Annotated in this window: 27 protein-coding genes and 1 pseudogene; 20 read left to right on the top strand and 8 right to left on the bottom strand. The window is 69.9% G+C overall.

Annotated features, from left to right (window positions below):
- The first annotated feature begins 168 nt into the window (after nucleotides 1-168).
- Together K6753_RS12635 and K6753_RS12630 are read left to right on the top strand one after the other, a co-directional pair.
- Entirely contained in the window at nucleotides 169-663 is a 495-nt protein-coding gene (locus K6753_RS12635; protein WP_425492129.1) for a C40 family peptidase, read from the top strand.
- A gap of 132 nt (nucleotides 664-795) precedes the next feature.
- Entirely contained in the window at nucleotides 796-1,458 is a 663-nt protein-coding gene (locus K6753_RS12630) for a C40 family peptidase (protein WP_425492128.1), read from the top strand.
- A gap of 82 nt (nucleotides 1,459-1,540) precedes the next feature.
- On the opposite strand, the gene K6753_RS12625 is transcribed toward K6753_RS12630, so the two are convergent.
- Complete coding sequence (locus tag K6753_RS12625; RefSeq protein ID WP_223676816.1) at nucleotides 1,541-2,044, bottom strand: acyl-CoA thioesterase; 504 nt, start codon at nucleotides 2,042-2,044, stop codon at nucleotides 1,541-1,543.
- Between the two features lie 172 nt (nucleotides 2,045-2,216).
- On the opposite strand from K6753_RS12625, the gene K6753_RS12620 reads away from it, so the two are divergent.
- The 3 genes from K6753_RS12620 to K6753_RS12610 all read left to right on the top strand — a co-directional run bounded on the left by K6753_RS12620 (nucleotide 2,217) and on the right by K6753_RS12610 (nucleotide 4,090).
- On the top strand, nucleotides 2,217-2,621 hold the full coding sequence (locus K6753_RS12620; protein WP_223676815.1) for a hypothetical protein: 405 nt from the start codon (nucleotides 2,217-2,219) through the stop codon (nucleotides 2,619-2,621).
- A 102-nt stretch (nucleotides 2,622-2,723) separates the two neighbouring features.
- The gene (gene bla, locus K6753_RS12615; RefSeq protein WP_223676814.1) at nucleotides 2,724-3,602 is read left to right on the top strand and encodes a subclass B3 metallo-beta-lactamase; all 879 of its coding nucleotides are present in this window, start codon (nucleotides 2,724-2,726) and stop codon (nucleotides 3,600-3,602) included.
- Nucleotides 3,602-4,090, top strand: a complete 489-nt coding sequence (locus K6753_RS12610; protein ID WP_223676813.1) for an NUDIX hydrolase — start codon at nucleotides 3,602-3,604, stop codon at nucleotides 4,088-4,090. The genes bla and K6753_RS12610 overlap by 1 nt, the downstream gene beginning before the upstream one ends.
- Before the next feature lie 26 nt (nucleotides 4,091-4,116).
- Here K6753_RS12610 and K6753_RS12605 read toward each other — a convergent pair whose 3' ends face one another.
- Nucleotides 4,117-5,412, bottom strand: a complete 1,296-nt coding sequence (locus K6753_RS12605; protein WP_223676812.1) for a dicarboxylate/amino acid:cation symporter — start codon at nucleotides 5,410-5,412, stop codon at nucleotides 4,117-4,119.
- Between the two features lie 162 nt (nucleotides 5,413-5,574).
- Between K6753_RS12605 and K6753_RS12600 the strand changes: the two genes are divergently transcribed.
- Nucleotides 5,575-7,278, top strand: a complete 1,704-nt coding sequence (locus tag K6753_RS12600; RefSeq protein WP_223676811.1) for an alkaline phosphatase — start codon at nucleotides 5,575-5,577, stop codon at nucleotides 7,276-7,278.
- A 106-nt stretch (nucleotides 7,279-7,384) separates the two neighbouring features.
- On the opposite strand, the gene K6753_RS12595 is transcribed toward K6753_RS12600, so the two are convergent.
- On the bottom strand, nucleotides 7,385-7,810 hold the full coding sequence (locus tag K6753_RS12595) for a CopD family protein (RefSeq protein WP_223676810.1): 426 nt from the start codon (nucleotides 7,808-7,810) through the stop codon (nucleotides 7,385-7,387).
- Nucleotides 7,811-7,906: 96 nt separating this feature from the next.
- Between K6753_RS12595 and K6753_RS12590 the strand changes: the two genes are divergently transcribed.
- The 3 genes from K6753_RS12590 (at nucleotide 7,907) to K6753_RS12580 (ending at nucleotide 10,561) form a co-directional block, all read left to right on the top strand.
- The gene (locus K6753_RS12590) at nucleotides 7,907-8,518 is read left to right on the top strand and encodes a class I SAM-dependent DNA methyltransferase (protein ID WP_223676809.1); all 612 of its coding nucleotides are present in this window, start codon (nucleotides 7,907-7,909) and stop codon (nucleotides 8,516-8,518) included.
- A gap of 394 nt (nucleotides 8,519-8,912) precedes the next feature.
- Nucleotides 8,913-10,205, top strand: coding sequence for a polyhydroxyalkanoate depolymerase (locus K6753_RS12585; RefSeq protein WP_223676895.1), 1,293 nt, complete (start codon nucleotides 8,913-8,915; stop codon nucleotides 10,203-10,205).
- A gap of 53 nt (nucleotides 10,206-10,258) precedes the next feature.
- Nucleotides 10,259-10,561 carry a TFIIB-type zinc ribbon-containing protein gene (locus K6753_RS12580; RefSeq protein ID WP_223676808.1) on the top strand — a complete coding sequence of 101 codons (303 nt, stop codon included), beginning with the start codon at nucleotides 10,259-10,261 and terminating at the stop codon, nucleotides 10,559-10,561.
- Nucleotides 10,562-10,645: 84 nt separating this feature from the next.
- Here the strand turns inward: K6753_RS12580 and K6753_RS12575 are convergent, their stop codons facing one another.
- The gene (locus tag K6753_RS12575; RefSeq protein WP_223676807.1) at nucleotides 10,646-11,572 is read right to left on the bottom strand and encodes a sensor domain-containing protein; all 927 of its coding nucleotides are present in this window, start codon (nucleotides 11,570-11,572) and stop codon (nucleotides 10,646-10,648) included.
- Nucleotides 11,569-11,934 carry a PadR family transcriptional regulator gene (locus tag K6753_RS12570; RefSeq protein WP_223676806.1) on the bottom strand — a complete coding sequence of 122 codons (366 nt, stop codon included), beginning with the start codon at nucleotides 11,932-11,934 and terminating at the stop codon, nucleotides 11,569-11,571. Before K6753_RS12570 ends, K6753_RS12575 begins: the two co-directional genes overlap by 4 nt.
- 167 nt (nucleotides 11,935-12,101) lie before the next feature.
- Between K6753_RS12570 and K6753_RS12565 the strand changes: the two are divergent.
- Both K6753_RS12565 and K6753_RS12560 read left to right on the top strand, forming a co-directional pair.
- A pseudogene (locus K6753_RS12565) lies at nucleotides 12,102-12,269 on the top strand (HupB); the annotation flags it as partial.
- A 193-nt stretch (nucleotides 12,270-12,462) separates the two neighbouring features.
- Entirely contained in the window at nucleotides 12,463-13,431 is a 969-nt protein-coding gene (locus K6753_RS12560) for a peptidylprolyl isomerase (protein WP_223676805.1), read from the top strand.
- Nucleotides 13,432-13,602: 171 nt separating this feature from the next.
- On the opposite strand, the gene speG is transcribed toward K6753_RS12560, so the two are convergent.
- Complete coding sequence (gene speG / locus K6753_RS12555; RefSeq protein WP_223676804.1) at nucleotides 13,603-14,178, bottom strand: spermidine N1-acetyltransferase; 576 nt, start codon at nucleotides 14,176-14,178, stop codon at nucleotides 13,603-13,605.
- A 102-nt stretch (nucleotides 14,179-14,280) separates the two neighbouring features.
- On the opposite strand from speG, the gene K6753_RS12550 reads away from it, so the two are divergent.
- The 5 genes from K6753_RS12550 (at nucleotide 14,281) to K6753_RS12530 (ending at nucleotide 20,177) form a co-directional block, all read left to right on the top strand.
- Nucleotides 14,281-14,580, top strand: a complete 300-nt coding sequence (locus tag K6753_RS12550) for a hypothetical protein (RefSeq protein ID WP_223676803.1) — start codon at nucleotides 14,281-14,283, stop codon at nucleotides 14,578-14,580.
- Between the two features lie 59 nt (nucleotides 14,581-14,639).
- Nucleotides 14,640-16,979, top strand: a complete 2,340-nt coding sequence (locus K6753_RS12545) for an FdhF/YdeP family oxidoreductase (protein ID WP_223676802.1) — start codon at nucleotides 14,640-14,642, stop codon at nucleotides 16,977-16,979.
- Nucleotides 16,976-17,266 (top strand): helix-turn-helix domain-containing protein, encoded by a 291-nt coding sequence (locus tag K6753_RS12540; RefSeq protein WP_223676801.1) that lies wholly within the window; start codon nucleotides 16,976-16,978, stop codon nucleotides 17,264-17,266. Before K6753_RS12545 ends, K6753_RS12540 begins: the two co-directional genes overlap by 4 nt.
- Entirely contained in the window at nucleotides 17,251-18,078 is an 828-nt protein-coding gene (gene fdhD, locus K6753_RS12535) for a formate dehydrogenase accessory sulfurtransferase FdhD (RefSeq protein ID WP_223676800.1), read from the top strand. The genes K6753_RS12540 and fdhD overlap by 16 nt, the downstream gene beginning before the upstream one ends.
- Nucleotides 18,079-18,359: 281 nt before the next feature.
- The gene (locus K6753_RS12530) at nucleotides 18,360-20,177 is read left to right on the top strand and encodes a DUF885 domain-containing protein (RefSeq protein WP_223676799.1); all 1,818 of its coding nucleotides are present in this window, start codon (nucleotides 18,360-18,362) and stop codon (nucleotides 20,175-20,177) included.
- 248 nt (nucleotides 20,178-20,425) lie between these two features.
- On the opposite strand, the gene K6753_RS12525 is transcribed toward K6753_RS12530, so the two are convergent.
- A complete protein-coding gene (locus tag K6753_RS12525; RefSeq protein WP_223676798.1) occupies nucleotides 20,426-20,776 on the bottom strand; it encodes a GFA family protein in 351 nt (116 codons plus the stop codon).
- Nucleotides 20,777-20,870: 94 nt separating this feature from the next.
- Here K6753_RS12525 and K6753_RS12520 point away from each other — a divergent pair, with 94 nt between their 5' ends.
- The 4 genes from K6753_RS12520 to K6753_RS12505 all read left to right on the top strand — a co-directional run bounded on the left by K6753_RS12520 (nucleotide 20,871) and on the right by K6753_RS12505 (nucleotide 24,577).
- Nucleotides 20,871-21,317, top strand: coding sequence for a VOC family protein (locus K6753_RS12520; protein ID WP_223676797.1), 447 nt, complete (start codon nucleotides 20,871-20,873; stop codon nucleotides 21,315-21,317).
- Entirely contained in the window at nucleotides 21,314-22,126 is an 813-nt protein-coding gene (locus K6753_RS12515) for a DUF72 domain-containing protein (protein ID WP_223676796.1), read from the top strand. The genes K6753_RS12520 and K6753_RS12515 overlap by 4 nt, the downstream gene beginning before the upstream one ends.
- A 158-nt stretch (nucleotides 22,127-22,284) precedes the next feature.
- Entirely contained in the window at nucleotides 22,285-23,256 is a 972-nt protein-coding gene (locus K6753_RS12510; protein ID WP_223676795.1) for an aldo/keto reductase, read from the top strand.
- Nucleotides 23,257-23,269: 13 nt separating this feature from the next.
- Nucleotides 23,270-24,577, top strand: coding sequence for an NTP/NDP exchange transporter (locus K6753_RS12505; RefSeq protein WP_223676794.1), 1,308 nt, complete (start codon nucleotides 23,270-23,272; stop codon nucleotides 24,575-24,577).
- Nucleotides 24,578-24,703: 126 nt separating this feature from the next.
- Here K6753_RS12505 and K6753_RS12500 read toward each other — a convergent pair whose 3' ends face one another.
- A complete protein-coding gene (locus tag K6753_RS12500; protein WP_223676894.1) occupies nucleotides 24,704-25,609 on the bottom strand; it encodes a DMT family transporter in 906 nt (301 codons plus the stop codon).
- Between the last annotated feature and the right edge of the window lie 71 nt (nucleotides 25,610-25,680).

Raw genomic sequence — 25,680 nt, 5'->3', positions numbered from 1 at the left:
CGCGAAGGCGCATGCCGCGGCTGCGGCGAGGGGGCATGAGGCTTGTCGCGACGGCGGCCAGCCGCCAAGCTGTCGGCCGTGAACAAGGCTGCGCATTATCCCGGCAAGCTCCCGGCCACGCCACCGGCGTCGGCACCGGGCCCCTTCCATTGCGGCCTTGCGCGCTTCGTGGGCCTCTCCGTCGCGCTGGCCCTGTTGGCCGGCTGCGGCGGAGGACGCGAGACGGTGCGCACCGCGCCGCCACCATCCACGCGCGACTGGCCCGCCGTGACGCCGGCCGATCCGGCCTCGGCCAACGCGGTATTGATGCGTGCGATCAGCCTGGTCGGAACGCCCTACCGTTACGGCGGCAACACGCCCGAAGGCGGGTTCGACTGCAGTGGCCTGGTCAACTACGTTTTCAGCGACATGCTGGACGTGCGCCTGCCACGCACCTCGCGGGCGCTCGCCGACTACCAGGGGCCCAAGGTGCCGCCGCGGCAGCTGGCCACCGCCGACCTGGTGTTCTTCGGCAGTGGCGGCAGCGTCACCCACGTGGGCATCTACGTCGGCGAAGGCCGCTTCGTGCACGCCCCCAGCACCGGCGGAACGGTGCGCCTGGACCACCTGGACGGCCACTACTGGCGCGACCACTACAGCGGTGCGAAACGCATCCTGCGATGAAGATAGGCCAAACCGTGACCGCGACCATCCTGTCTTTAACGATTAATTAACGGAAATTACACCCACTGATCGCATCAAGCGGGCATGATCGCCGCGTGATGAAACCGTGAGTCCCGTGTGACGACCTCCTCGATCCGCCGTTCCTGCAACGGCACCGGCCGCGCCGCCACCCTCCCGACCCGCTGGGTTCGGGCTCTCCGCCTCTCCATCGTTCCCGCCCTGCTGTGCCTGCTGGCCTTGCCGGCGGGCGCGCAGGAGATCCCGCCCACCGGCGGGATGAGCGCCGACGCCGGCAACGCCGCCGGCATCGGCCGCAGCATGATGGGCGACACCATGACCCTGTCGGACCGCGCGCTGATCCTGGCGACCGACTTCAACCGCATGGTCGGCCCGGGCGCCGAAGCTGGCGGCCAGGGCAAGATCAAGAACCTGCTGCAGAGCGCGATGGCGCTGATCGGCACGCCGTACCGCTGGGGCGGCACCTCGCCCGACAGCGGCTTCGACTGCAGCGGCCTGGTGGGCTACGTGTTCCGTAACGCGCTGGGCATCGAGCTGCCGCGCGTGTCGCGCGAGATGGCCAAGCGTGGCCGCCTGATCGACGACCGCAACGCGCTGGCCGAGGGCGACCTGGTGTTCTTCGGGAAGCGTGGCCGCGTCGACCACGTCGGCATCTACGTCGGCGACGGTCAGTTCGTGCATGCGCCCAGCCGCGGCAAGGACGTGATGGTGTCGCGCATGGACACCGGCTACTGGGGCAACAAGTTCATGTCGGGGCGCCGGGTCGAAGGCATCTGAGCTCGCCTCGTCCGCTCCAACTGAAAGGCACCCTGCGGGGTGCCTTTTTCGTTTCCGGGGGCATGGATTCCGGCCCGGGCTGTCAGGCGCCGGCTTCGCGGTAGCGCTCGATGGTCTGCTCGATCCCCTTGCTCAGCTCCATGACCTTGGTGGCGTAGGTCGCCAGCCGGCGGTCCTCCTCGGTCTGCGGCGTCCACGCCGGCACCGGGGTGGGCGTGCCTTCGACCGCGTCCAGCGCCACGAACACGATGACGCAGTGCGTGCACAGCCGCTCACGCGTGGCGTCGCCGCCTTCGATGCCGGGGTCGCGCGCCGTGACATCCACGGAGAAGTGCATGCTGCTGGTTCCCGTGTAGACCAGCTTGGTGCGCACCGTGACCAGGTCGCTGGTGCGGATGGGCGAAACGAAGCGGATGCCGCCCACCGCCACGGTCACGCTGTAGCGCCCGCTCCAGCCCACCGCGGCGGCATAGCCGGCCTGGTCGATCCACTTCATCACCACGCCGCCGTGGACCTTTCCGCCGTAGTTGACGTCGGTGGGCTCGGCGAGGAAGCGCAAGGTGAGTTCGCGTTGTTCTCCGGTCATGCGGCATGTGCTCCTGGTAGGCGGCCATCGCCGCTGCGCGACCGCGCCGGGGTCGACGTGGGCGGCACGACGCATTCTCGTCGCAACCGCGTGCTTGCGGGGTCAAGCGCCAAGGGCGATGCTCCCCGCCGGGACCAATCGGGGGCATCGCATGCGACAGGACTTAAGGGCGGTGGTTGGCACGTTCGCCGGCATCGCGGTGGGGTGGCTGGTGATCATGCTGTCGCAACTGCTCAGCGCAGCGCTGTACCCGCCGCCGCCGGGTACCGACCTCACCGACCCCGCGGTGCTGGCGGACTTCATCAACGCCGCGCCGGTCGCCGCCATGGCCTGCGTGATTGCCGGCTATGCGCTGGCGGCGCTGCTGGGCGGCTGGCTGGCGGCCCGGCTCGCGCGTCCCCGCCTGCGCACGGCCGCAACGGTCGTCGGGGGCATGGTGCTGCTGGGCGTCGTCCTCAACTACACGATGATCCCGCACCCAACCTGGATGCTGGCCAGCGGCGTGCTGCTGCCGCTGCCGATGGCCTGGCTGGGCGCGCGACTGGCGGGCCGCCGGGCACGTGCGCCGAACACCTGAACCCGGACGGCGTTCAACGAAGCGCGGCTGGGCAGCCCGCCGCGCAAATGGCACCCTTGTCGCCCCGCGCGCCCAGACGCGCGTGACGCCCGAAACGCCCCCATGCCCGACCATCGCTGTCACCGGCCGTATGCGCTGCTCGCCGCGCTGCTGCTTCCGCTTCCGCTTGCCGCCCAATCCGTGCTGCCCCAGACACAGGCCTATGAAGTGCCGGAGAGCTGGCGCCGCCCCGTGCAACCGTTCCAGGTCGCCGAGCGCACCTGGTACATCGGCACGGAGGGCCTCTCGGCACTGCTGGTGAAGACCGAGGCCGGCGCGGTGCTGATCGATGGCGGCATGCCGCAGGCCGCGCCGCTGCTGCTGCAGCACCTGCAGTCGCTCGGTATTGCGCCCAGGGATGTCCGGCTGATGCTCCACAGCCACGCCCACGCCGATCATGCGGGTCCGTTGGCCGCGCTGCGCCGTGCCACCGGCGCCACCCTGGTCAGTAATGCCGAGTCCGCCGCCCTGCTCGCGCGCGGCGGTAGCGCCGACATCCACTACGGAGACAAAATCCTTTTCCCGCCAGTGACCGCGGACCGCCTGGTGCAGGACGGCGAGACGATCGAGCTGGGCGGCGTCGCGTTCACCGCCCACTTCACGCCCGCGCACACGCCCGGTTCGCTGAGCTGGACGTGGACCGACAGGCGTGACGGCCGGCCGGTGGCCATTGCCTATGCCGACAGCCTCAGCGCGCCCGACTACCGGCTGGTGGACAACCCGCGCTACCCGGGCATCGTTGAGGACTACCGGCGCGGCTTCGCCCGCGTGCGCGCCCTGCCCTGCGACATCCTGATCGCCCCGCACCCCGGGGGCGTGGGATGGACCCCGGCCGACACCGGCAATCCGCACCCGGCACCGGTCTCATGCGCGGCTTACGCCGACAAGGCCGAGGCCGCGTTCGATGCCGCCCTCGCAAAGCAGCGCGAGGCCCGCGACTGATGCCCTACACCCCGATCGTCGCCACCCTGGGCTTCGTGCTGTCGCCTGACCGCACCCAGGTGCTGATGGTCCACCGCAACGCGCGGCCGGACGACCACCAGCTGGGCAAGTACAACGGCCTGGGCGGCAAGATCGAACCCGACGAGGACGTGCTGGCCGGCATGCGCCGCGAGATCCATGAGGAAGCCGGCATCGACTGCGAGGAACTGGTCCTGCGCGGCACCGTCAGCTGGCCCGGCTTCGGCAAGCACGGCGAGGACTGGCTGGGTTTCATCTTCGTGGTGACGCGCTTTGCCGGCACGCCTTTCGAGCGCAACCCCGAAGGCACGCTGGAATGGGTCCCGGTCGATCGGCTCGACGACCTCCCCATGTGGGAAGGCGACCGCCACTTCCTGCCGATGGTGTTCGACGACGACCCGCGGCCGTTCCACGGCGTGATGCCGTACCGGGATGGACGCATGGTCAGCTGGCGCTACTCGCGAGCCTAGCCGCGCCGCCGGCGCGACGGCCGGCGCTACTCGGGCCTGGCCCCGCCCTCCACCGCGACCTCGTCCGGTGCCAGCCCGACATTGCTCGACGCCGCGTTGTACCGCGCCTCGTCCAGCAGGCCGGTTTCGCGCGCGACCAGCACGGGCACCAGCATCTGGCCCGTGACGTTGGTCATCGTGCGCATCATGTCGAGCACGCGGTCGATCGCGACCAGGTAGCCGATGCCTTCCAGCGGCAGGCCCGCCGCACTCAGCACCAGCGTCACCATGACGATCGCGGTGCCCGGCACGCCGGCGGTGCCGAAGCTGCCCAGCACCGACGCCAGCAGGATGATCAGGTACTGCGTCGGCTCGAGTTGCAACCCGAAGTACTGGGCGACGAAGATCGAGGTCAGCGCCGGGAAGATCGCCCCGCAGCCGTCCATCTTGATGCTGGCGCCCAGCGGCACGGCGAACGCCGCATAGTCCTTGTCGACGCCCAGGTTGTGCGTGACCGCGCGCATCGCCACCGGCATCGAGGCGAAGCTCGACGAACTCACGAACGCTACCTGCATGCCGGGCGCGGCGCCGCGGAAGAACTTCAGCGGGTTGAGCCCGTGCGCGGCGATCAGGCCACCGTAAACCACGACGATGTGGAGGGCGCAAGCCAGGTACAGCGCGAACACGAACGTGCCCAGCGGCAGCAACCGCTCGAAGCCGTAGCTGCCCACCAGCGCGGCGATCAGGCCGAACGTCCCCAGCGGGGTGAACTCGAGCACGAAGCGGGTGACCTGGATCATCACCTCGCTGCCCTCGCCCACCAGCTTGCGCAGCCCGGCGGTCTTCTCGCCCAGCTTTACGAGTGCGAAACCGACCAGGCCGGCGAACACGATCACCTGCAGGATCTTGCCTTCGGCCAGCGCTTGGAACGGGTTGCCCGGCACGATGTCGAGCACCACCTGCACCGGCGAGGGGATCTCGCGCACCGTGTAGTCCGGCGCCATTGCCAGCCCGCCCAGGCCCAGGCCGGGCTGCAGCCACCAGCCCACGCCCAGCCCGACCGCCACGGCCAGCGCGGCGGTAGCGGCGAACCACACGAAGGTGCGCCCGCCCAGCGCGGCCACCGACTTCTGCCCGTGTAGCGAGGCCACGGCATTCATCACCGCGAAGAACACCAGCGGCACCGCGATCATCTTGATCAGCGTGACGTAGACCGTGCCAATCGGCCCGAACCACGTCTCGGCCGCCGGCCCCATTGCCCAGCCGGCCAGCGCGCCCAGCACGAAGCCGGCGAGCACGCGCTGCCAGAAGGGGATGCGGAACCATGCGGCGACCAGGTGCATGCCGGACCTCGGGCGGCCGGCGGGGCCGCGGAATCGGTAGGAAGGCCGCACAGTACCGAAGCCGGTGGCCGCGTACGAGGCCACGCGCCGGCCGTCAGCGTCCCATGACGGCAACGATGGATCGGCATAATCGCGCGTCCCGTTGTCCGATGGTTGCTGCCGATGCCCCTGCTCCGCCCCACCTGCCTCGCCGCCCTAGCCACGTTGCTGGTGTCGGCCTGCACCACGTCGCCGGGTGCCCGCCCAGAAGCGCCCGCCGATTCGTGGGCCGTGGCCGTGCCGGCGATCAATCGCCCCGAAGGCGAGACGGCCGCGTGGTGGTTCCGCGCCGGCGCGGCACAGGCCGCCGAACGCGGGGCGATGGCCGGCAACGCACGCAACGTGATCCTGTTCGTCGGCGACGGCATGAGCCTGACCACCGTCGCCGCCGCGCGCATCCTGGCGGGGCAGCGCGCGGGGCAGCCGGGCGAGGAGCATCGGCTGTCATGGGAGCACTTCCCCGCCACCGCGCTCAGCCGCACCTACAACACCGACCTGCAAACGCCCGATTCGGCCGGCACGATGACCGCGATGGCGACCGGTGCCAAGGCGCGCGCGGGCGTGATCAGCGTCGGCCAGGCACCGCTGCGCGGGGACTGCGCCGGTGGCCGCGACCACGCCCTGCTGTCGCTGTGGGAACTGGCCGCCGCCAGCGGCCTGCGCACCGGCGTGGTCACCACCGCGCGCCTGACCCACGCCACGCCGGCGGCGACGTTCGCCCATTCGCCCGACCGCAACTGGGAGCGCGACAACGAAACCCCGGCCACGGCCCGCGAGGCAGGCTGCCGCGACATCGCGTCGCAGCTGGTCGACCCGGCGCTGGGCCGCGGCGCTGACGTGCTGATGGGCGGCGGCCGCCACAACTTCCTGCCGGTCACGCAGCCCGACCCTGAATACCCGCGGCAATCCGGCAAGCGCAATGACGGCCGCGACCTGGTCGCCGAATGGCAGCGCGCCCACCCCACCGGCACCTACGCCTGGAATGCCGCGCAACTGTCGGCGGCACCCATGGATGCCCCGCTGCTGGCGCTGTTCGAACCCGACCACATGCGCTTCGAGCACGACCGCGCCGGCGACGCCGGCGGCGAGCCCAGCCTGGCGGACATGACGCGCGCGACGATCGAGCGGCTTCAGGTGCAGTCCACGCAGGGTTACGTGCTGCTCGTCGAGGCCGCACGGATCGACCACGCGCACCACTACGGCAACGCCCATCGCGCACTGGTCGACACCATGGCATTGAGCGACGCGGTGCAGGCCGCGGTGGAGCTGACCAGCGCCGACGACACGCTGGTGATGGTGACCGCGGACCACTCGCACACGCTGACGTTCGCCGGCTACCCGGCACGCGGCAATCCGATCCTGGACAAGGTGCGCGGCTTTGCCGACGAGGACGCGCCGGCCGGCGAGTACGCACTCGACGCCACCGGCCGCCCGTACACCACGCTTGGCTACGCCAACGGGCCGGGCAACACCGGTGCGAGCGCCAGCCAATCGGCGGGCCCGAAGCGTTTCCTGCACCCGGGCAAGGGCTTCAAACCAGCCACCGGCCGACCGGAGCTCACGGACGTCGACACCCGCCACCCCGACTACATGCAGGAAGCACTCGTCCCACTGGCCAGCGAGAGCCACGGCGGCGACGACGTCGGTGTGTGGGCACGCGGCCCGGGCAGCGCCGCGGTGCGCGGCAGCATCGAACAGAACGCGCTCTTCCACCTGATGGTGCAGGCCACTCCACGCCTGCGCGACGCCCTGTGCGAGCGCGGGCTGTGCAACGCGCAGGGCGTGCCGGTGGAACTGCCGGACCCGGCTGATTTCAAGGCGCGCTGATAGCGCCCTTCTGTAGGAGCGGCTTCAGCCGCGATCCGAGTGCCGGCGCGTGACGCTGCATCCGATCGCGGCTGAAGCCGCTCCTACAGAGAGAGTGACGCAAACGTCAGAACGGCTTGGCCAACACCAGCCAGATGATGCCGACCATCAGCAGCACCGGCAGTTCGTTGAACCAGCGCAGCGCGCGCGACGACGGCAGGATCTTCGTTCCCGCCGCCACGCCCTTGAGCCAGCGGCCGGCGACGATGTAGTACGCCAGCATCACCGCGACCAGCGCGAGCTTGGCGTGCAGCCAGCCGCCCGCCATCCCGAAGTACAGCCACAGCACCAGGCCCAACGCGAACGCCAATCCGAACATGCTGTGGCCGAAGCCGTACAGCCGCCGTCCCATCAGCAGCAGGCGCTCACGCACCGGCGCGACGTCGCCGGCCTCGGCCAGGTTCACCAGCAGGCGCGGCAGGTAGAACACCGCCGCCATCCACGCGATGACAAACACCAGGTGCGCGGTTTTGGTCCAGATATAGGCGTTCATGCGGTGCTCCCCGGGGATGGCATGGATGGCTCGGCGACGATGCGGCGGCATCGATGCGACGCGCTAGGATGCCACGCCCCACCCGTCCGACACCCGATGAGCAAGCACTACGACCACGCCTACTTCGAACGCTGGTACCGCGATCCCGCACTGAAGTCGGCGGCGATCGGCGGCAGCGCGCGGCTGGCGCGCAAGGTCGCGCTGGCGGTGGCGACGGCCGAGTACCACCTGGAGCGGCCCATCCGCAGCGTGCTGGATGTCGGTTGCGGCGAAGGCGCGTGGCGCGCGCCGCTGCGCAAGTTGCGCCCGCGTGTCGATTACCTGGGCTTCGACAGCAGCGCTTATGCGATCGAGCGCTTCGGAGCGCGCCGTCAGCTGCGACTCGCCTCGTTCGGCGACTTCGCGATGCTGCGCCCCTGCCCCCCTGTCGACCTGCTGGTGTGCAGCGACGTGCTGCATTACCTGGACGCGCGCGAGATCGACCGCGGACTGCCCGGGCTGGCCGAACTGTGCGGCGGCGTAGCGTTCCTTGAAACCTTCACCCGCGAGGACGGCATCGAGGGCGACACCCACGGCTTCAAGCGGCGGCCGGCGCGTTTCTATCGCGAGCGCTTTGCGGCCGCCGGGTTTGCGCCGCTGGGCTCGCACCTCTGGCTGTCGCCTGCGCTGCGCGACGATGCCGTGGCCCTCGAGGTGCCGGGCGCCTGAACCGCCGTTACGCGCCGTTGTAGGAGCGACGTAAGTCGCGACCGGGATCCTCGATGCAGGACACCCACCCCACCGCCCAACTGGCACCACCGCCCCACTGTAGGAGCGGCTTCAGCCGCGAAAACCGCCTCATGAAACCCGCGCCGCACCCCGATCGCGGCTGAAGCCGCTCCTACACACGGCACAAACATACGTCGCGGGCGTGGTGAATTGATCGCGACTTACGTCGCTCCTACGGGGGAACGCTTCGTTTTCCTTGTCTGGCGCCGGGGCGCCTTCATCAGAGCCGCAACGGCCTCCTCCCCGGTTCACGTCCCGCCCCACACCCTGCGGTATGCTGCAACGCAGCATGGCGCTTTGCGCGCCGCCCACGACAACCCGGTGACCCGCGATGCTGCTTTACCAGATGCATGAGCTTGGCCGCGCATGGATGGCGCCGATGACCTACTGGGCCGATGCCGGCGCCAAGATGTTCGGCGCGTCCGGCAGCTGGCTGTCCACCGTGCCCGGCGCCACGCGCGTGGCCGCGGGCTACGAGCTGCTGTACCGGATCGGCAAGGACTACGAGAAGCCCGAGTTCGGCATCCACTCGCTGGAGCACGACGGCCGCACCTACCCGGTGATCGAGCGCGAGATGCTGCGCAAGCCGTTCTGCCGGCTGCTGCGCTTCAAGCGCTATGCCGACGACGCCGGCCACATTGCCGAGTTGAAGGACGACCCACCGGTGCTGGTGGTCGCGCCGCTGTCGGGCCACCACGCCACCCTGCTGCGCGACACGGTGCGCACGCTGCTGCGCGACCACAAGGTCTACGTCACCGACTGGATCGATGCGCGCATGGTGCCGGCCAGCGAGGGCGGCTTCACGCTCGACGACTACGTGGCCTACATCGAGGAATTCATCCGCACCATCGGCGCGGAGAACCTGCACGTCATCAGCGTGTGCCAGCCGACCGTCCCCGTGCTGGCGGCGGTGTCGCTGATGGCGGCGCGCGGGGAGGCCACGCCGCGCTCGCTGGTGATGATGGGCGGGCCGATCGACACCCGCGAAAGCCCCACGCAGGTCAACGACCTGGCCGTGCACCGGCCGCTGTGGTGGTTCGAACACAACGTGATCCACCAGGTGCCGGCCAACTACCCCGGCCGCGGGCGCCGGGTGTACCCGGGCTTCCTGCAGCACGGCGGCTTCATGGCGATGAACCCCGAGCGCCATGCGCAGTCGCACTGGGACTTCTACCAGCACCTGGTCGCCGGCGACCTCGAGGACGCCGAGTCCCACCGCCAGTTCTACGACGAGTACAACGCCGTGCTGGACATGCCGGCCGAGTATTACCTCGACACCATCCGCGTCGTATTCCAGCAGCACCTGCTGCCCCGCGGCGAGTGGAAGGTGGCGGGCGAGACGGTGGACCCCTCGAAGATCACCGGCACCGCGCTGCTCACCATCGAAGGGGAGCTCGACGACATCTCCGGCCAGGGCCAGACGCGCGCCGCGCACCGCCTGTGCACGGGCATCCCGTCCGACGACCAGCAGCACCTGGAAGTCGAAGGCGCCGGCCACTACGGCATCTTCAGCGGCCGTCGCTGGCGCACGCAGGTGTACCCGAAGGTGCGCGACTTCATCGCCCGGTACGCCGAGCCGGCGCCTGCCTCGCCGCCGCAACCGGTGAAGAAGCGCCGGGCACGTTGAAAGCCGAAGCGATTGCCCCGAGATCAACGGCTCCGTCCTGACTGGAGCCGCCGATGAAGTGCCCCGCCTGTGATGTCCCGCTGTCGATGACCGACCGCCAGAGCATCGAGACTGACTACTGCCCCCAGTGCCGCGGCGTGTGGCTGGACCGCGGCGAGCTGGACAAGATCATCGAGCGCTCCTCGGCCGAGGTCGCGCCTGCTCCGGCGCCCGCCGCGCATGCACCGCCGCCAGTGCAGCACGCCCCGCACCCGTCGCACCACCAGCAGCACCCGGGCTACCGGGGCGACCACTACAAGGGCGACTACAAGTACCGCAAGAAGAAGAGCCTGCTGGGCGAGATCTTCGACTTCTGATCCCAAAACATTCGCCCCAAACCTACGGCCGGCCCGCATTGCAGGGCCGGCCGTTGTGTTTCTCGGCCTTGCAGCCCAGTCGCGTCAGTCGTGCTGCGCCGACTTCACCAGCAGGTGCTTGGCCAGTTGTCCGTGAAGCACGCCGATGCCGCGTGCGATATGCAGGGTCAGGAACACCAGCAGCACGCCGACCACGAACGCCAGCGCCAGCTCCCAGCCATTCATCGTGGTGCGGCCAGCCTCGTCGATCAGCCACCACGCGCCGTCGAGGTCGACGTGCGTCTCGACATCGCCGAACAGCACCAGGAACGGCAGCGCGACCAGTACCGCGGCAGTGACCAGCAGGGTCGTGGCGACGGTGAAGTACGCCACGCCCAGGGGCAGCATGGCCAGCATGTAGAGCAGCGTTCCCCACGTGCGCGGGTCGGTGAACATCTCGCCGATGCGCGCCAGCCATGGCTTACCGCGCTGGGCGTACAGCGGCCGCCGCGGCATGCGCTCGCCCAGCATCACTTCCACCAGGCGGCCCTCCACCAGCGACAGCACCCGCACCGAGCCGATGAAGAGCACCGCGAACGGGATGCCGATGATCAGCACGGCCAGACCCGCAGACAGCGACACACCGGTCACCACCCAGGTGAAGTAGAAGATACCGGTCGCCAGCGACAGCAGCATGTAGAACAGCGCGGCATACGCGCGCGGTTCGACAGCCACGCCGAAAAAGCGGCCGAGCAGCGAGCGACGACGCGGCGCCGACGGCGGACGCAGCGCGGTCTGCACCCGGGTTTCGGTATCGCGGTAGATCTCGGCGACTTCCTCGGGCGCGCCGTAGCTGGAGGCCACCGAGGCGATCACTTCGGCTTCGGTCCTGCCCGACTGCTCGGCCAGTTCCGAGCGCAGGTATTCCTCGGCGTCGTACAGCGCGTCCTGAACAAGTGCCGGGTCGGCGCCGGCGAGTGCGCGGCGCAGCTGGTCCAGGTACTGCGGGATGGTGGTGGGCAGCGGTGTCATGGGATGAGTCCTTCCAGCACGGAATCGACGGAATCGCGGGTGGCGCGCCACGCGGCGGCCCAGTCGCGCAGCGCGCGGTGGCCGGCATCGGTGATGCGGTAGTAGCGGCGGGGCGGGCCGGACACGGAGGGCTCGACATGGCTGTCCAGCAGCCCGGCCGCCTGCAGGTTGCGCAGCACCGGGTACAGCGCGCTCTGCTTGCCACTCAGCACGCCTTCGCCATCGCGCTCCAGCCGCTTGGCGATCTGGTAGCCGTACATCGGCTCCCCCGCCGCGGCCAGGACGGCCAGCAGGGCCAGGGAGACCGTGCCGGTGCTGAGCTCTTTCTGGAACTTGCGCAGTTGGGGGTCGGGCTCGTTCATGGCGGGGCGACGTGGCACTCCGGTAACTTGGACTCCACACTAGTGTTGAGTCCGCTATACCGCGACTGCCATTAGTCACCCCTTCGCACGCGCTTGACCGCGGCTTTACCCCGGCCGCGATGCAATCGCCCCCGCGCCGCCCTCCCTTCGCGGCGCGGGAGCACGCCATGTCACGCGGCGACAAATCCAGCTACACCGACAAGCAGAAGCGGCAGGCCGAGCACATCGAGGAGAGCGAACGCGAATCCGGCCGGTCCAAGGAAGATGCCGAGCGCATCGCCTGGGCGACAGTCAACAAACAGGACGGCGGCGGAAAGAAGTCCGGATCAGGGCGGGACGACAAGGACGACTGAGCCGGGCGTCCCGCAGGTGCTGTCTGGCAACTGGCGGCGTCATCCCGGGCAACGCGGGATGGCAGGGTGCGCGGGTGGTGCCCGAAGCCGCCCGGCGCAGCGGTCCACGCGACAGACCGGACAAGCGCGCCGTGCTGCGCCAGAATCGGCCGATCTTCGACTGGAGCCACCGCCCGTGCCGATCCCGACCGCCCTTGCCCGCCGCCATTTCCTCACCGCCCTCGCCGTGGCGCTCGCCATCGCGGCGCCGGCCGCCGCGCAGTCTCCGGCCGCAGAGGCCACGTCCCGCCCGGTGCAGGCGCGCAGCATGGACGAGATCATCAAGGCCAGCGCCGCCACCGATTGGCGCACGCCGGCGGCCGAGGACATCCTGTACCTGGAGTTGGAAAGCGGGCGCGTGGTGATCGAGCTGGCCCCGGGCTTTGCGCCCGAGCACGTCGCCAACATCCGCACGCTCGCACGCGGGCACTACTGGGACGGGATGAGCATCAACCGCTCGCACGACAACTTCGTCGTGCAATGGGGCGACCCGGCCGAGGACGACGCCGACCGCAAACCGCTGGGCGAGGCCCGGGAGAAGCTGCCGGCCGAGTTCGTACGCCAGGCGTCGGGGCTCGACTTCCACCGCCTGCCGGACCCGGACGGCTGGGCGCCGCAGGTCGGCTTCGTTGAAGGATTCCCGGCGGCGCGCCACCCCGACGCCGGCACCGCATGGCTGGCGCACTGCTACGGCATGGTCGGCGCGGGGCGCGGCATGGAGGCCGACTCCAGCAACGGCACCGAGCTGTACGTCGTGACCGGGCAGTCGCCGCGCCAGCTGGACCGCAACATCACGCTGGTCGGGCGCGTGCTGCAGGGCATCGAGCGACTGTCGGCGCTGCCGCGCGGCACCGGCCCGCTGGGCTTCTACGAGACCGAGGCCGAGCGCACCCCCATCAAGGCCATCCGCCTGGCCGCCGAGGTACCCGAAGCCGACCGCACCGCGCTGGAAGTGATGCGCACCGACACGCCGCTTTTCGATGAACTGGTCGAGGCCCGCCGCAACCGCCGCGACGAGTTCTACAAGACGCCCGCCGGCCACATCGACCTGTGCAACGTGCCGGTGCCGGTGCGTGAGGTGGAAGAGGGCGAAGACGCGGGCTGATCGTCCGCCCGCAATCGCGCCGTCATTCCGTCGACCCGCCACTCCCAGCCCCGTCATCCCGGCGAAAGCCGGGATCCATCTTCGGGTCCGCCACTGGATCCCGGCTTTCGCCGGGATGACGGCGCAGGGGCTCGCTGGTCGGCGGGCGCACCCGTCCTGCGCCCTCGTAGCCTACGCGTCGCGCCGCCCCTCGTCGCTGCCCAGCGTCTGGTGCTGGAACAACGCCATGCGGATCACGCTGCGGTACCGGCCGTCGCTGAAGTATTCGTCGTCCAGCAGGCCCTCGCGCTGGAATCCCGCGCGCTCGTAGATGCGGATCGCGCGGGCGTTGTCGACGTCCACCAGCAGGTAGAGCTTGTAGAGGTTGAGCACGCGGAACGCGTAGTTGATGGCGCGGTGCGTGGCGGCAGTGGCGAAGCCCCGGCCCTGGTGCTCGGGCGAGATCATGATGAGGAACTCGGCGCGCCGGTGCAGGTGGTCGATCTCCACCAGCTCGACCAGCCCGACCCGCTCACCGCCCGCGTCTTCCACGATGAACCGGCGCTCGGACTGGTCGTGGATGTGCTTGCGGTACAGCTCCTCCAGTTCGACGAACGACTCGTACGGCTCTTCGAACCAGTAACCCATCACGCTGCGGTTGTTGTTGAGCACGTGGACGAAATGCAGGTCGCCGCGTTCCAGTGGGCGCAGGGTGACGCGGGGCGCGGCGGGCACGTCGGGAGCGGGCTTTCCGGGGGTCGGTTCCATGCCGCAAAGGTACTCCACGGATGGCAATCCAGCGCATCGCCATCACGCGTTTTTAGCTTCGCGCTGCCTAGCCTGCAGTCCCCCACCGCGACAGGCTCCGACATGCCCCAGCTCCGCATCCGCATCACCGGCGACGACGACCAGGCACGCGCCATCGGCAACCTGCTCAACAGCATCGACGGCATCGAACACGTCGAGGAAATCAGCGACCTGATGCCGCACATGGACGACGCCGATTCCAGCTCGGCGGGCCTGAGCGACCTCAACGGCGACGACACCCACACGCTGGAGATCGAGGCCCCCAACCAGTCCACCGCCAACAAGGTCCGGCAGGCCGTGGAAGCGCTGGCGTTCGACCTGGGCGTGCTGGTGGAATTCGAGTCCGACGAAGACGAGGACTGACGGCATGCCGTGATGCCGGGCGGGGCTAAGATGCCCGGGCCCTCCACCGCCGGCCCGCCATGCCCGACGTCCCGTCCAAGCCCCGCGACACGCCGCACGTCGAGCGTTACGACAAGCCGGCCGGCGGCGCCGACGCGCTCAAGAGCAGTTGGCATGCCCTGCGCGAGCAGCACGTGCTGGTGCGCGGGGCGCAGACGCTGTTGTCGACCAACCAGCCCCGCGGTTTCGACTGCCCGGGGTGCGCTTGGCCGGACCGGAACGGCCACTCCTCGTTCGAGTTCTGCGAGAACGGCGTCAAGGCCGTCGCCAACGAGGCGACGTCCAAGCGCGTCACCGCCGAGTTCTTCGCCGCGCATGCCGTGTCCGAGCTGGCGACGTGGGACGACCATGCGCTCGAGGCCCAGGGCCGGCTGACCGAGCCCATGGCGTATGACGCGGCGACGGACCGCTACGTCCCCATCGGCTGGGACGCGGCGTTCGGGCGCATCGCCGCAGCGCTCAGCGCATTGCCCTCGCCCGACGAGGCCGTCTTCTACACCTCCGGGCGCACCTCCAACGAGGCCGCGTTCCTCTACCAGCTGTTCGTCCGCGAGTTCGGCACCAACAACCTGCCGGACTGCTCGAACATGTGCCACGAGCCGTCAGGCGTCGCGCTGGGTGAGCAGATCGGCAGCGGCAAGGGTTCGGTGACGCTGGAGGATTTCGAGCAGGCCGGCGCGATCTTCGTGTTCGGGCAGAACCCCGGCACCAACCACCCGCGCATGCTCACCGAATTGCGCAGTGCCGCGCGGCGCGGCTGCCCGATCCTCGCCTTCAACCCGCTGCGCGAACGCGGGCTGGAGCGATTTGCCGACCCCAAGGTGCCGGCCGAACTGCTGGGCGGCAGCACGCGGATCGCGTCGGACTACTTCCAGCCGCGCATCGGCGGCGACCTGGCGGTGGCGACCGCGCTGGCGAAGGTGGTGGTGGAGCGCGACGCGGTCGATCGCGACTTCATCTCCACCTGCACGACCGGCTTCGAGGCGCTGGCCGATGCCCTGCGCGCGGCGCGATGGGTCGACCTGGAACGCGAGTCGGGCCTGTCGCGCGATCAACTGGAACACGCCGCACGGGTCTACATCGACAGCCCGGCGACCATCATCTGCTGGGGCATGGGCATCACCCAGCACCGCCGCAGCGTGGCCACCATCCAGATGCTGATGAACCTGTTGCTGCTGCGCGGCAACATCGGCCGCCCGGGCGCGGGACCGTGCCCGGTGCGCGGCCACTCCAACGTGCAGGGCGACCGCACGATGGGCATCTACGAGAAGCCTGACCCGGCGTTCCTGGACCGGCTGGGCGAGGTGTTCGAATTCACGCCGCCGCGCGCGGACGGGTTCGACACGATCGCCGCGATCGAGGCGATGCGCGACGGTCGCGCCAAAGTGTTCTTCGCCATGGGCGGCAACTTCGCCGCCGCCACGCCCGACAGCACGCAGACCCATGCGGCGCTGCGCCGGTGCGACCTCACCGTCCACGTCAGCACCAAGCCCAACCGCAGCCACCTGGTGCACGGGCGCGAGGCGCTGATCCTGCCGTGCCTGGGTCGCACCGAGATCGACGTGCAGGCCGGCGGCCCGCAGGCGGTGACGGTGGAGGACTCGATGAGCATGGTCCACCTGTCGGCCGGCATGAACCCGCCCGCGTCCGACGCGTTGCTGTCGGAACCGGCGATCGTTGCCCGGCTGGCCGCGGCCACCCTGCCCCGCAGCCGCACGCCGTGGCGCTGGCTGGTGGAGGACTACGACCGCATCCGCGAGCGCATTGCGCAGGTGGTCGAGGGCTTCGCCGACTTCAATGCGCGCGTGCGCGTCCCCGGCGGCTTCCACCTGCGGCATCCGGCGCGGCACCTCGAATTTCCCACATCGTCCGGGCGTGCCGGCTTCTTCGTGCACCCCTTGGTCGACGGGGCGGCTTCAGCGGCGGCCGCCGGCGCCGATAACGGGGCGACGCCCCCTGGAGATGCCGCGCCGTTCCAGCTGACCACGATCCGCTCGCACGAGCAGTACAACACCACCGTCTACGGCCTGGACGACCGCTACCGCGGCGTGCACGGCGAGCGACGGGTGTGTTTCGCCAACGCCGACGACCTGGCGGCATTGGGGCTGGCCGATGGCGAGCGGGTGGACATCACCTCGGTCTGGCACGACGGCGAGCGCACGGTGCGCGGCTTCCTGCTGGTGGCCTACGACCTTCCCCGCGGCTGCCTGGCAAGTTACTTTCCGGAAACCAACCCGCTGGTGCCGCTCGACAGCCATGCCGAGCGCGCCCGCACCCCGACGTCCAAGTCCATCCCGGTGCGCCTGGCGCGCCACACGGCCACCCAGAAACCTTACGAGCCCAGCCCGAGCCCCGCATGAGCGAAGCCGACCGCACCGACGCCCCGATCGCCTCCGTGACCTCCATCGGCAAGCCCGACGAGCCCGGACTGCGATTGCTTCGCCTGCTGGCCGGGGAGGACGGGCAGTCGATCCACCGCGTCGCGCGCAAGCTGGACATGGGCCTGAGCGAGTTGCAGCGGCTGCTGTCGGCACTCGGCAACGACCCGCGTTTCGACGGCCTGGACCTGGTCACCACCAGCCGCGACGGCGAGCGCCTGACGCTGTGGCTGACCCAGAAGGGCAAGCGCTTGTGCGCGAACCGCTGAGCGACGCCGTCGATAACCCCGGACTGGTTCCGGTCCAACGCCTCCGCTTCGACGGCGACGCGCCCGCCCGCAGCGACACCGACGCGGTCATCGCCGAGACCGCCATCGCGCTGCTCTACAACGGCCAGCCGCACGCGGTGATGATGGCCACCCCCGCCGACCTGGACGACTTCGCGCTCGGCTTCGCGCTGGGCGAGGGCGTGGTGGGTCATGCGAGCGAGTTCAGTCTGGTCGACACCGTGCACCACGCCGACGGCATTGCGCTGCATGGCGCCATTCCGCAGGCCCGGTTCGACGCGCTGGATGCGCGGCGGCGAGGGCTGGCCGGCCGCAGCGGTTGCGGGCTGTGCGGGGTCGAATCGATCGAGACGGCGATGTGGCCTCCACCCGTGGTCGGCGCGACCGCGCGCTTCGTCCGGCGCGACGTGGCAACAGCGCTCGACCTGCTGGCCGCGCGGCAACCGCTCAACGACGTCAGCGGTGGCGTGCATGCCGCCGGCTTCTTCGACCCTGGCGCGGGCACGCTGGTGGTGCGCGAGGACGTCGGTCGCCACAACGCGCTGGACAAGTTGGCCGGCGCGCTGGCGCGCGCAGGTACCGACCCGTCGACGGGGGTCCTGCTGATCACCTCGCGCGCGTCGTACGAGATGGTGCACAAGGCCGCGACCTGCGGTATCGGGCTGTTGGTGGCGATTTCCGCGCCGACTGACCTGGCGATCCGCACCGCGGACGCCGCGGGCCTGACGCTGGCGGCGTTCGCGCGCGGCGAGGCGCTGAACGTCTACTCGCATCCGCATCGGCTGACCGGTTAGGCCGTGACCCAACAGGATCGTCATTCCCGCCCAATGCCGTCATTCCCGCGAAGGCGGGAATCCATGGACGTTGGCTCTGCGTCTCCCACTTAACTCTGCAGCCGAAGGCTGAAGTCCATGGATTCCCGCCTGCGCGGGAATGACGGCTGTGTAGGCCCGGCCCTTGCCCAACGATGCGGGGGCAATCGACACCCTTACGCCACTTACGCCCACCGTTGCCCGCTCGCTATGCTCGACCGCCCAGGCGGCCGTGGCCGCCCCACTCCACCCGGGAACCGTCCATGCGCCCCAGCCTGCTAGCCGCCGCTCTTCTCACCGCCACGCTGTCGCTGTCGGCCTGCCAGCCGCAGTCGCCGCCACTGGCCGACACCACCGCCTCGCAGCCCGAATCGAAGTCCGACGCCCAGGCCGATGCCCGCTTCGCCGAACTGGCCCAGCGCTGGCTGGACGGCTGGCTGGCGCTGAATCCGGTCGCGGCCACGCAGATCGGCGACCACCGCTTCGACGACCAGGTCGACGACCTCAGCGCCGCCGGCCGCCAGAAGGCCCTGGATTTCAGCAAGGAGATGCTGGCCGAGCTCGAGGCCATCGACGTGGCCACGCTGTCGCGCGAGAACCAGGTCGACGCCGCCATCCTGCGCAACCAGCTGCGCGGCGAGATCTGGAATGCCGAGACGTTGCAGTCGTGGGCGTGGGACCCGCAGGCGTACACCGGCCTGGCCGGCGGCGCGATCTACAACCTGATGGCGCGCGAGTTCGCGCCGATGCCCGAGCGCCTGAATGCCGCCGCCGCGCGCATGGAGAAGATCCCCCAGGTGTTCGCCCAGATGCGCGAGAACATCGACCCGGCGCGCGTGCCGAAGATCCACGCCGAAACCGTCGCCAAACAGAACGCTGGCGTGCTCAGCCTCATCGACCAGCTGGTGATGCCGGCCGCCGACCAGCTGCAGGGCGCCGACCGCGAACGCTTGGATGCCGCCGTGGCCACCCTGCGCGAGGCCGTGGCCGAGCACCAGGCGTGGCTGGACGACACGCTGGTGCCCAATGCCAACGGCGAGTTCCGCATCGGCCAGGCGCTGTACGACCAGAAGCTGCAGTTCTCGCTCAACGCCTCGCTGTCGCGCGAGGAGATCAAGCAGCGCGCGACGGCGGAGATCGAGCGCGTGCGCGAGGAGATGTACGGCATCGCCCGCACGGTGCTGGCCGACCGCGAGGACGCACCGGAGTTGCCCGACGCGCCCAGTGGCGATCAGCAGCAGCGCGCGATCGAGGCCGCGCTCGAGCTGGCCTACGCCGACCGCCCCGCGCGCGAGGACGTGGTCGAGCTGGCGACGGAAACCACCAGGGTCGCCACCGACTTCGTGCGCGAGAAGGACCTGGTCACCTTGCCCGACGACCCGGTGAAGATCATCCTGATGCCCGAGTTCCAGCAGGGCGTGGCGGTGGCGTACTGCGACTCGCCGGGCCCGCTCGACAAGGGGCTGGACACCTTCTACGCGGTGTCGCCGATCCCCGACGACTGGACCGACGAGCAGGTCGATTCGTTCCTGCGCGAATACAACACGCGGATGATCCACCTGCTGTCGATCCACGAGGCGATGCCGGGCCACTACCTGGAAGGCGCGCACTCGGCCGACCACCCGTCGACGCTGCGCGCGGTACTCCGCTCGGGTCCGTTCGCCGAAGGCTGGGCCGTGTACACCGAGGACGTGATGGCCGACGCCGGCTACTACGATAGCGACCCGCTTTTCCGGCTGGTGCAGCTGAAGTTCTACCTGCGCAGCGTGTCGAACGCGATCCTCGACCAGGGCATCCACGTCGACAACTGGACGCGGGAGCAGGCCATGGACCTGATGGTCAACCAGACCTTCCAGCAGGAGCGCGAGGCCGCCGGCAAATGGGTGCGCGCGCAGCTGACCTCGGCGCAGCTGCCGACGTATTTCGTCGGCGCGCAGGAGCACTTCGACATGCGCAAGGCGGTCGAGGCCCGCGACGGCGACGCGTTCAACCTCAAGGCGTACCACGATGCCGTGCTGTCCCACGGCGCCCCACCGGTGCGCTACGTGCGCCAGCTGATGCTGGACGAACCAATCAAGTGACCGCCGACGCGGGCGTGTGACCGCACGCCCGCTGGCCGCCTTGTGTAGGAGCGGCTTCAGCCGCGATCGGGACTTCGAAGTCTGGCAGGAGCGACATAAGTCGAGACCGGAACACGGTTGCGACGCACGCGTGTTCCGCGGTCGCGACTCACGTCGCTCCTACAAAGGTTCCGAATCAATCCGCGGTGCGCGCGATGGCGGTCGCGGCTGAAGCCGCTCCTACAAGGGCAAGCGGCCCGCGTCCGGGGTCAGAACCTGCTGCCGTCCACCTGCACGATCTTGAGCGCTGCGATATCCACGCCCTCCAGGCAGCGCACGTTGACCGCCGCCATCGACGCCCCGTCGGGGCAGACGCCTTCGCCGAACGGCGCGATGCCGCAGGTCGGGCAGAAATGGTGGGCAATCTTCATCGTGTTGAAGCGGTAGGTCGACAGGCCCGCTTCCGGCGTCGACAGTCGCAGCGCCTCGCGCGGGGCGAACCACAACAGTCCGCCGCGCTTGCTGCACATCGAGCAGTTGCAGTCGATGGCCTGGTCAATCTCGCCGTCGACTTCGAACACGATTCCGCCGCAGTGGCAGCGTCCCTGGTACGTGGGCATGGCATCGCTCCTGGCGTGGGGACCGCAGGATAGCGCCACGGTCGCTTAACCCGCCGGCGCTATCCTGCCGCCCTGCCCGCACCGGAGCCCCACCATGGCCACGCCCACCGGCAGCACCGTGATCCCGACCCTGCGCTACCGCGATGCGCACCTCGCCATCGACTGGCTGTGCAGCGCGTTCGGCTTCCGCCGCCACGCGGTCTACGCCGACGAGGACGTGGTGCACCACGCCCAGCTGGTGCACGGCACGGGCATGATCATGCTCGGCTCGGCCGACGTGGCCAGCGACTGGGGCCGGTTCTCGGCCCAGCCCGACGAGATCGGCGGCCGCGCCACCCAGAGCTGCTGCGTGGTCGTGGGCGATGCCGACGCGCATTGCGCCACCGCCAAGGCCGCCGGCGCGGAGATCGTGCTCGACATCGCCGACCAGGACTACGGCGGCCGCGGCTATGCCTGCCGCGACATCGAGGGACACCTGTGGTGGTTCGGCACGTACGACCCGTGGGCACCGCCCGCCGGCGACGGGGCTGGCACGGCGTGAGTGCCGGCGAACCGTCCGGGACGATCCGAGTCGGCGTCGGCGGCTGGACCTATGCGCCTTGGCGCGGCGGCGCGTTCTACCCCGAGGGGCTGGTCCAGCGCCGCGAGCTGGAACATGCCAGCCGCCACCTCACCGCGATCGAGATCAACGGCACCTATTACCGCAGCCAGTCGCGGGCGACCTACGCGCGTTGGCGCGACGAGGTACCCGACGGCTTCGTGTTCAGTGCCAAGGCCCCGATGCGCATCGTCAAGGCGCGCGACCTTTCGAAGGTGGGCGGGCAGGTCGACGGCTTCATCGAGGGCATCGCCGAACTGGGCGACCGCCTGGGGCCGATCCTGTGGCAGTTCGATGGCGGCCCACCACTGCGACACGCCACTCTGGAAGCGTTCGTTTCCACGCTGCCCAAGACGGTTGGCGACCGCACACTCCGGCACGTCCTGGATGTTCGCGATCCGGAGTTCGTCGATGCCGCCTACGTCGAGCTTGCGCGCCGCCACGGCATGGCGATCGTCTACACCGACTCTCCCGAGCACCCGAACCTGGGCGACGTCACCGCCGACTTCGTCTACGCACGGCTGATGCGCTCGCGCGACGCGGTCGACACGGGCTACCCCGCCGACGAGCTGGCTGCGTGGGCCGGCCGCGCGCATACCTGGGCGCAGGGCGGCACGCCCGCCGACCTGCCGGTGCTGGCTTGCAATGGCCCCGAGCAACGGCGCGACGTGTTCATCTTCTTCATCAGCGCCGCCAAGCACCGCAATCCGGCCGCGGCGATGGCACTGCTGGCGCGGCTGGGCGCGAAATGAACCGATCGGCACGGCCGAGCGACACACGCGCGGGCGAGCCTTCCGGCACATGCCAGCCGACCACGGGGGCCGCCACCCTGCGGGGGCTGTCCACCTAACGAAGGTCCGGACAAGGTGCGCAACTGTCCTGAGCTTCCCTGATGCGAGGAATGCACGCCATGAACAGCCGCCGGGATTTCCTGACCACCGCCTCCCTCGCCGCCGCCGGTTTCGCGCTGGCGCCGTTGGCCGCCTGCAGTCAGGACCGGCCCGCACCGGCACCACCTGCCGCACCTGCCGCGTCGCCCGCCCCCGCCGCGCGGGCCGGTGCGCTGATCACCCGCACCATTCCCGCCACCGGCGAGAGCGTGCCCGTCATCGGCATGGGCACCTCCGGCAGTTTCCAGGTCGAGCCGGGCTCGGCCGAGTACGACGCGCTCAAGCAGGTGCTGCAGACCTTCTTCGACGGCGGCGGCACCCTGATCGACACCTCGCCCAACTACGGCAACGCCGACACGGTGCTGGGCGAGCTGTTGGCCGAAGGCGGGCATCGCGACAAGTGCTTCCTCGCCACCAAGATCGCCGCCGACGACCGTGAATCGGCCGAAACGCAATGGGCCGAATCACTGCGGCGGCTGAAGACCGACAGGGTCGAGCTGCTGCAGGTCCACAACCTGCGCGCGTGGCAGATCCAGCTGCCCTACGCACGCGAGCTGAAGGAACAGGGCCTGGCGAAGTACGTCGGCGTGACCCATTTCGTCGACAACGCCCATGCGGAGGTGGCCGACCTCATCCGCCGCGAGAGGCCGGACTTCGTGCAGATCAACTATTCGGTGAGTGCGCCCGCCGCTGCGCGCACGGTATTCCCGGTGGCGCAGGAGCTGGGCATCGCGGTGCTGGTCAACCGCGCGTTCGACGACGGCAAGCTGTTCGCGCAGGTCGCCGACCGGCCGCTGCCGGGTTGGGCCGCGGAGGCCGGCGTGGATTCGTGGGCGCAGATGTTCCTGAAGTTCGCCATCAGCCACCCGGCCGTGACCGCGGTGATCCCCGCCACCGGCAAGCCACACCGCCAGGCCGACAATCTCAAGGGCGGGGTCGGTCCGCTGCTCAGCCAGGCCCAGCAGGACGAACTGACGGCGATGTTCGCCTGACCGGCGCCGCGTGATGGCCGGGGCTACGGGAGTGCTGCGACGCTGGGTCTGCCGGCTGTTCGATGTCGAGCCCGACGAGGCCGGCGCGGTCCTGGCCGGCTTCACGATGTTCTTCCTGCTGTTCGCCGGCTATTTCATGCTGCGGCCCGTCCGCGAAACGATGGGCATCGCCGGCGGCGTCGACAACCTGCAGTGGCTGTTCACCGGCACGTTCATCGCGACGCTTGCGGCGATGCCGCTGTTTGGCTGGATCGCCGGCCGCGTGCAGCGCCGTCGCATCCTGTACTGGGTGTACGGCTTCTTCGCCAGCAACCTGCTGGTGTTCGGCGCCGGGCTGTGGCTGCAGCCGGACAACGTGTGGCTGGCTCGCACGTTCTACATCTGGCTGTCGGTGTTCAACCTGATCGCGATCTCGGTGGCGTGGAGCGTGCTGGTCGATGTCTTCAGCGTGTCGCAGGCCAAGCGCCTGTTCGCGCTGATGGCCGGTGGCGCCAGCCTGGGCGGGCTGACGGGTCCCCTGCTGGGGATCGCGCTGGTCGGCCCGCTGGGCCACGGTGGGCTGGTACTGCTGGCAGCGGTACTGCTGCTGGCCTCGGCACTGGCGGCGCGGCGCGTGCAGCACTGGCGCGACGCACGCCCGCTGTCGGAGGGCGAGCGCGCGCAGCGGCAGCAGAAGCTCGGCGGCAGTCCGTTCGCCGGCGCCACCGAGGTGCTGCGTTCGCCCTACCTGCTGGGCATTGCGGTGTTCGTGCTGTTGCTGGCCAGCGTCAGCACGTTCCTCTACTTCGAACAGGCGCGCCTGGTGGAGGCGACCTACCCCGACCCGGCTGACCAGACGCGGGTATTCGGCACCATCGACTTCATCGTGCAGAGCCTGGCGATCCTGTCGCAGCTGTTCATCACCGGCCGGCTGGCGCGCACGCTGGGCGTGGGCGTGCTGCTGGTCGGCGTGCCGCTGGTGACCGCCGCGGGCTTCCTGTGGCTGGCGTTCGCACCGCTGTTCGCGGTGCTGGCGGTGGTGATGGTGGTGCGCCGCGCGGGCGAGTACGCCTTCGTGCGGCCGGGGCGCGAGATGCTGTACACGGTCGTCGCGCCGGAGGCCAAGTACAAGGCCAAGAACTTCAACGACACCGTGGTCTACCGCGGCGCCGACGCCGTCAGCGCGTGGGTCAAGGCCGGCATCGACGCGGTGGCCAGCACGCCGATGGCGGCGATGCTGATCGGTGCGGCGATTGCGGTGGCGTGGGGCGTAACCGGTGGTTCGCTGGCGCGGTCGCATTCGCGCCGCACGCAGCCGGCGCAGGGCCCGAGGCCCCTGTAGGAGCGGCTTCACCCGCGAAGAACCACCGAAACCCGTGCAGGAGCGACGTAAGTCGCGACCTGAGCCGCGGATGCGACGCAAGCGTGTTCCGGTCGCGACTTACGTCGCTCCTACAGAGACAATCGATCAGCGCGCCGTGCGCTGGCTGAAGGCCACGCTGCCCAGGATCAGCGCACCGGCAATGCCCATGGTCAGCGTCAGCGGCTCGTCGAGCAGCCACCACGCCCACGCGACGCCGAACAGCGGCACCAGGTAGGTCACGGTCGCGGTGCGACTCGGGCCGATGCGCTGGATCAAGCGGTAGAACATCACGAACGCGACGCCGGTGCAGAGCACGCCCAGCATCGCCGCCGAGATCCACGACTCGACCGGCACGGGCTGCGTGGGCCACTGCGCGATGGCGAAAGGCAACACCAGCAGGGCGGACGTTCCCAGCGTGGCCGCCGCGACGGCCGCCGGCGGCAGCCCCGTCAGTTGACGGCGGACCAGGTTGACGCCGATGCCGTAGAGGAACGCCGCGCTGGAACCGGCCACCACCGCCCAACCGATGCTGGCGCCCGCGGTGCGCTCGCTGGCCAGCACCACGACGCCGACGAAGCCGGCCAGCAGCGCCACCGAACGGCGCCATCCGATCTTCTCGCCGAAGAACAGGAACCCGATCAACGCGGTGAACAGCACCGTCATCGCGTTGGTGATCGCGCCGATGCCGGCCGGCGCACGCTGCGCCGCCCACGCGAACAGCAGGAACGGCACCGCCGAATTGATCGCGCCGATCAGCACCAGCTTCGGCCAGATCCGCGCCGGGAACGACGCCCGCGCGCGCCACAGGAAGGGCAGCAGCACCAGCGCGCCCAGCCCGAGCCGCATTTCGACCAGCGGCGCGGCGCCGAAGTCATCGGCGGCCACGCGCATGAAGAGGAAGGACGCGCCCCAGATCGCGCCGAGCAGGCCCAGCTCGACCGGGGTGCGCCAGGTGCCGGTGCCGGTCGCATCCAGCGGGACCTGGGGGAGGATGGATTCCGCGGTACGCATCTGGCACAAGCCCCATTCGTGACTGGCGCCCATTGTCCGTGCGCCAGGGGTCACTGCAAGCGCATACTTTC

The organism is Novilysobacter selenitireducens, assembly GCF_020026895.1.
GTDB classification, from domain to species: domain Bacteria; phylum Pseudomonadota; class Gammaproteobacteria; order Xanthomonadales; family Xanthomonadaceae; genus Lysobacter_C; species Lysobacter_C selenitireducens.
This window is presented reverse-complemented; position numbering and strand designations above follow the sequence as displayed.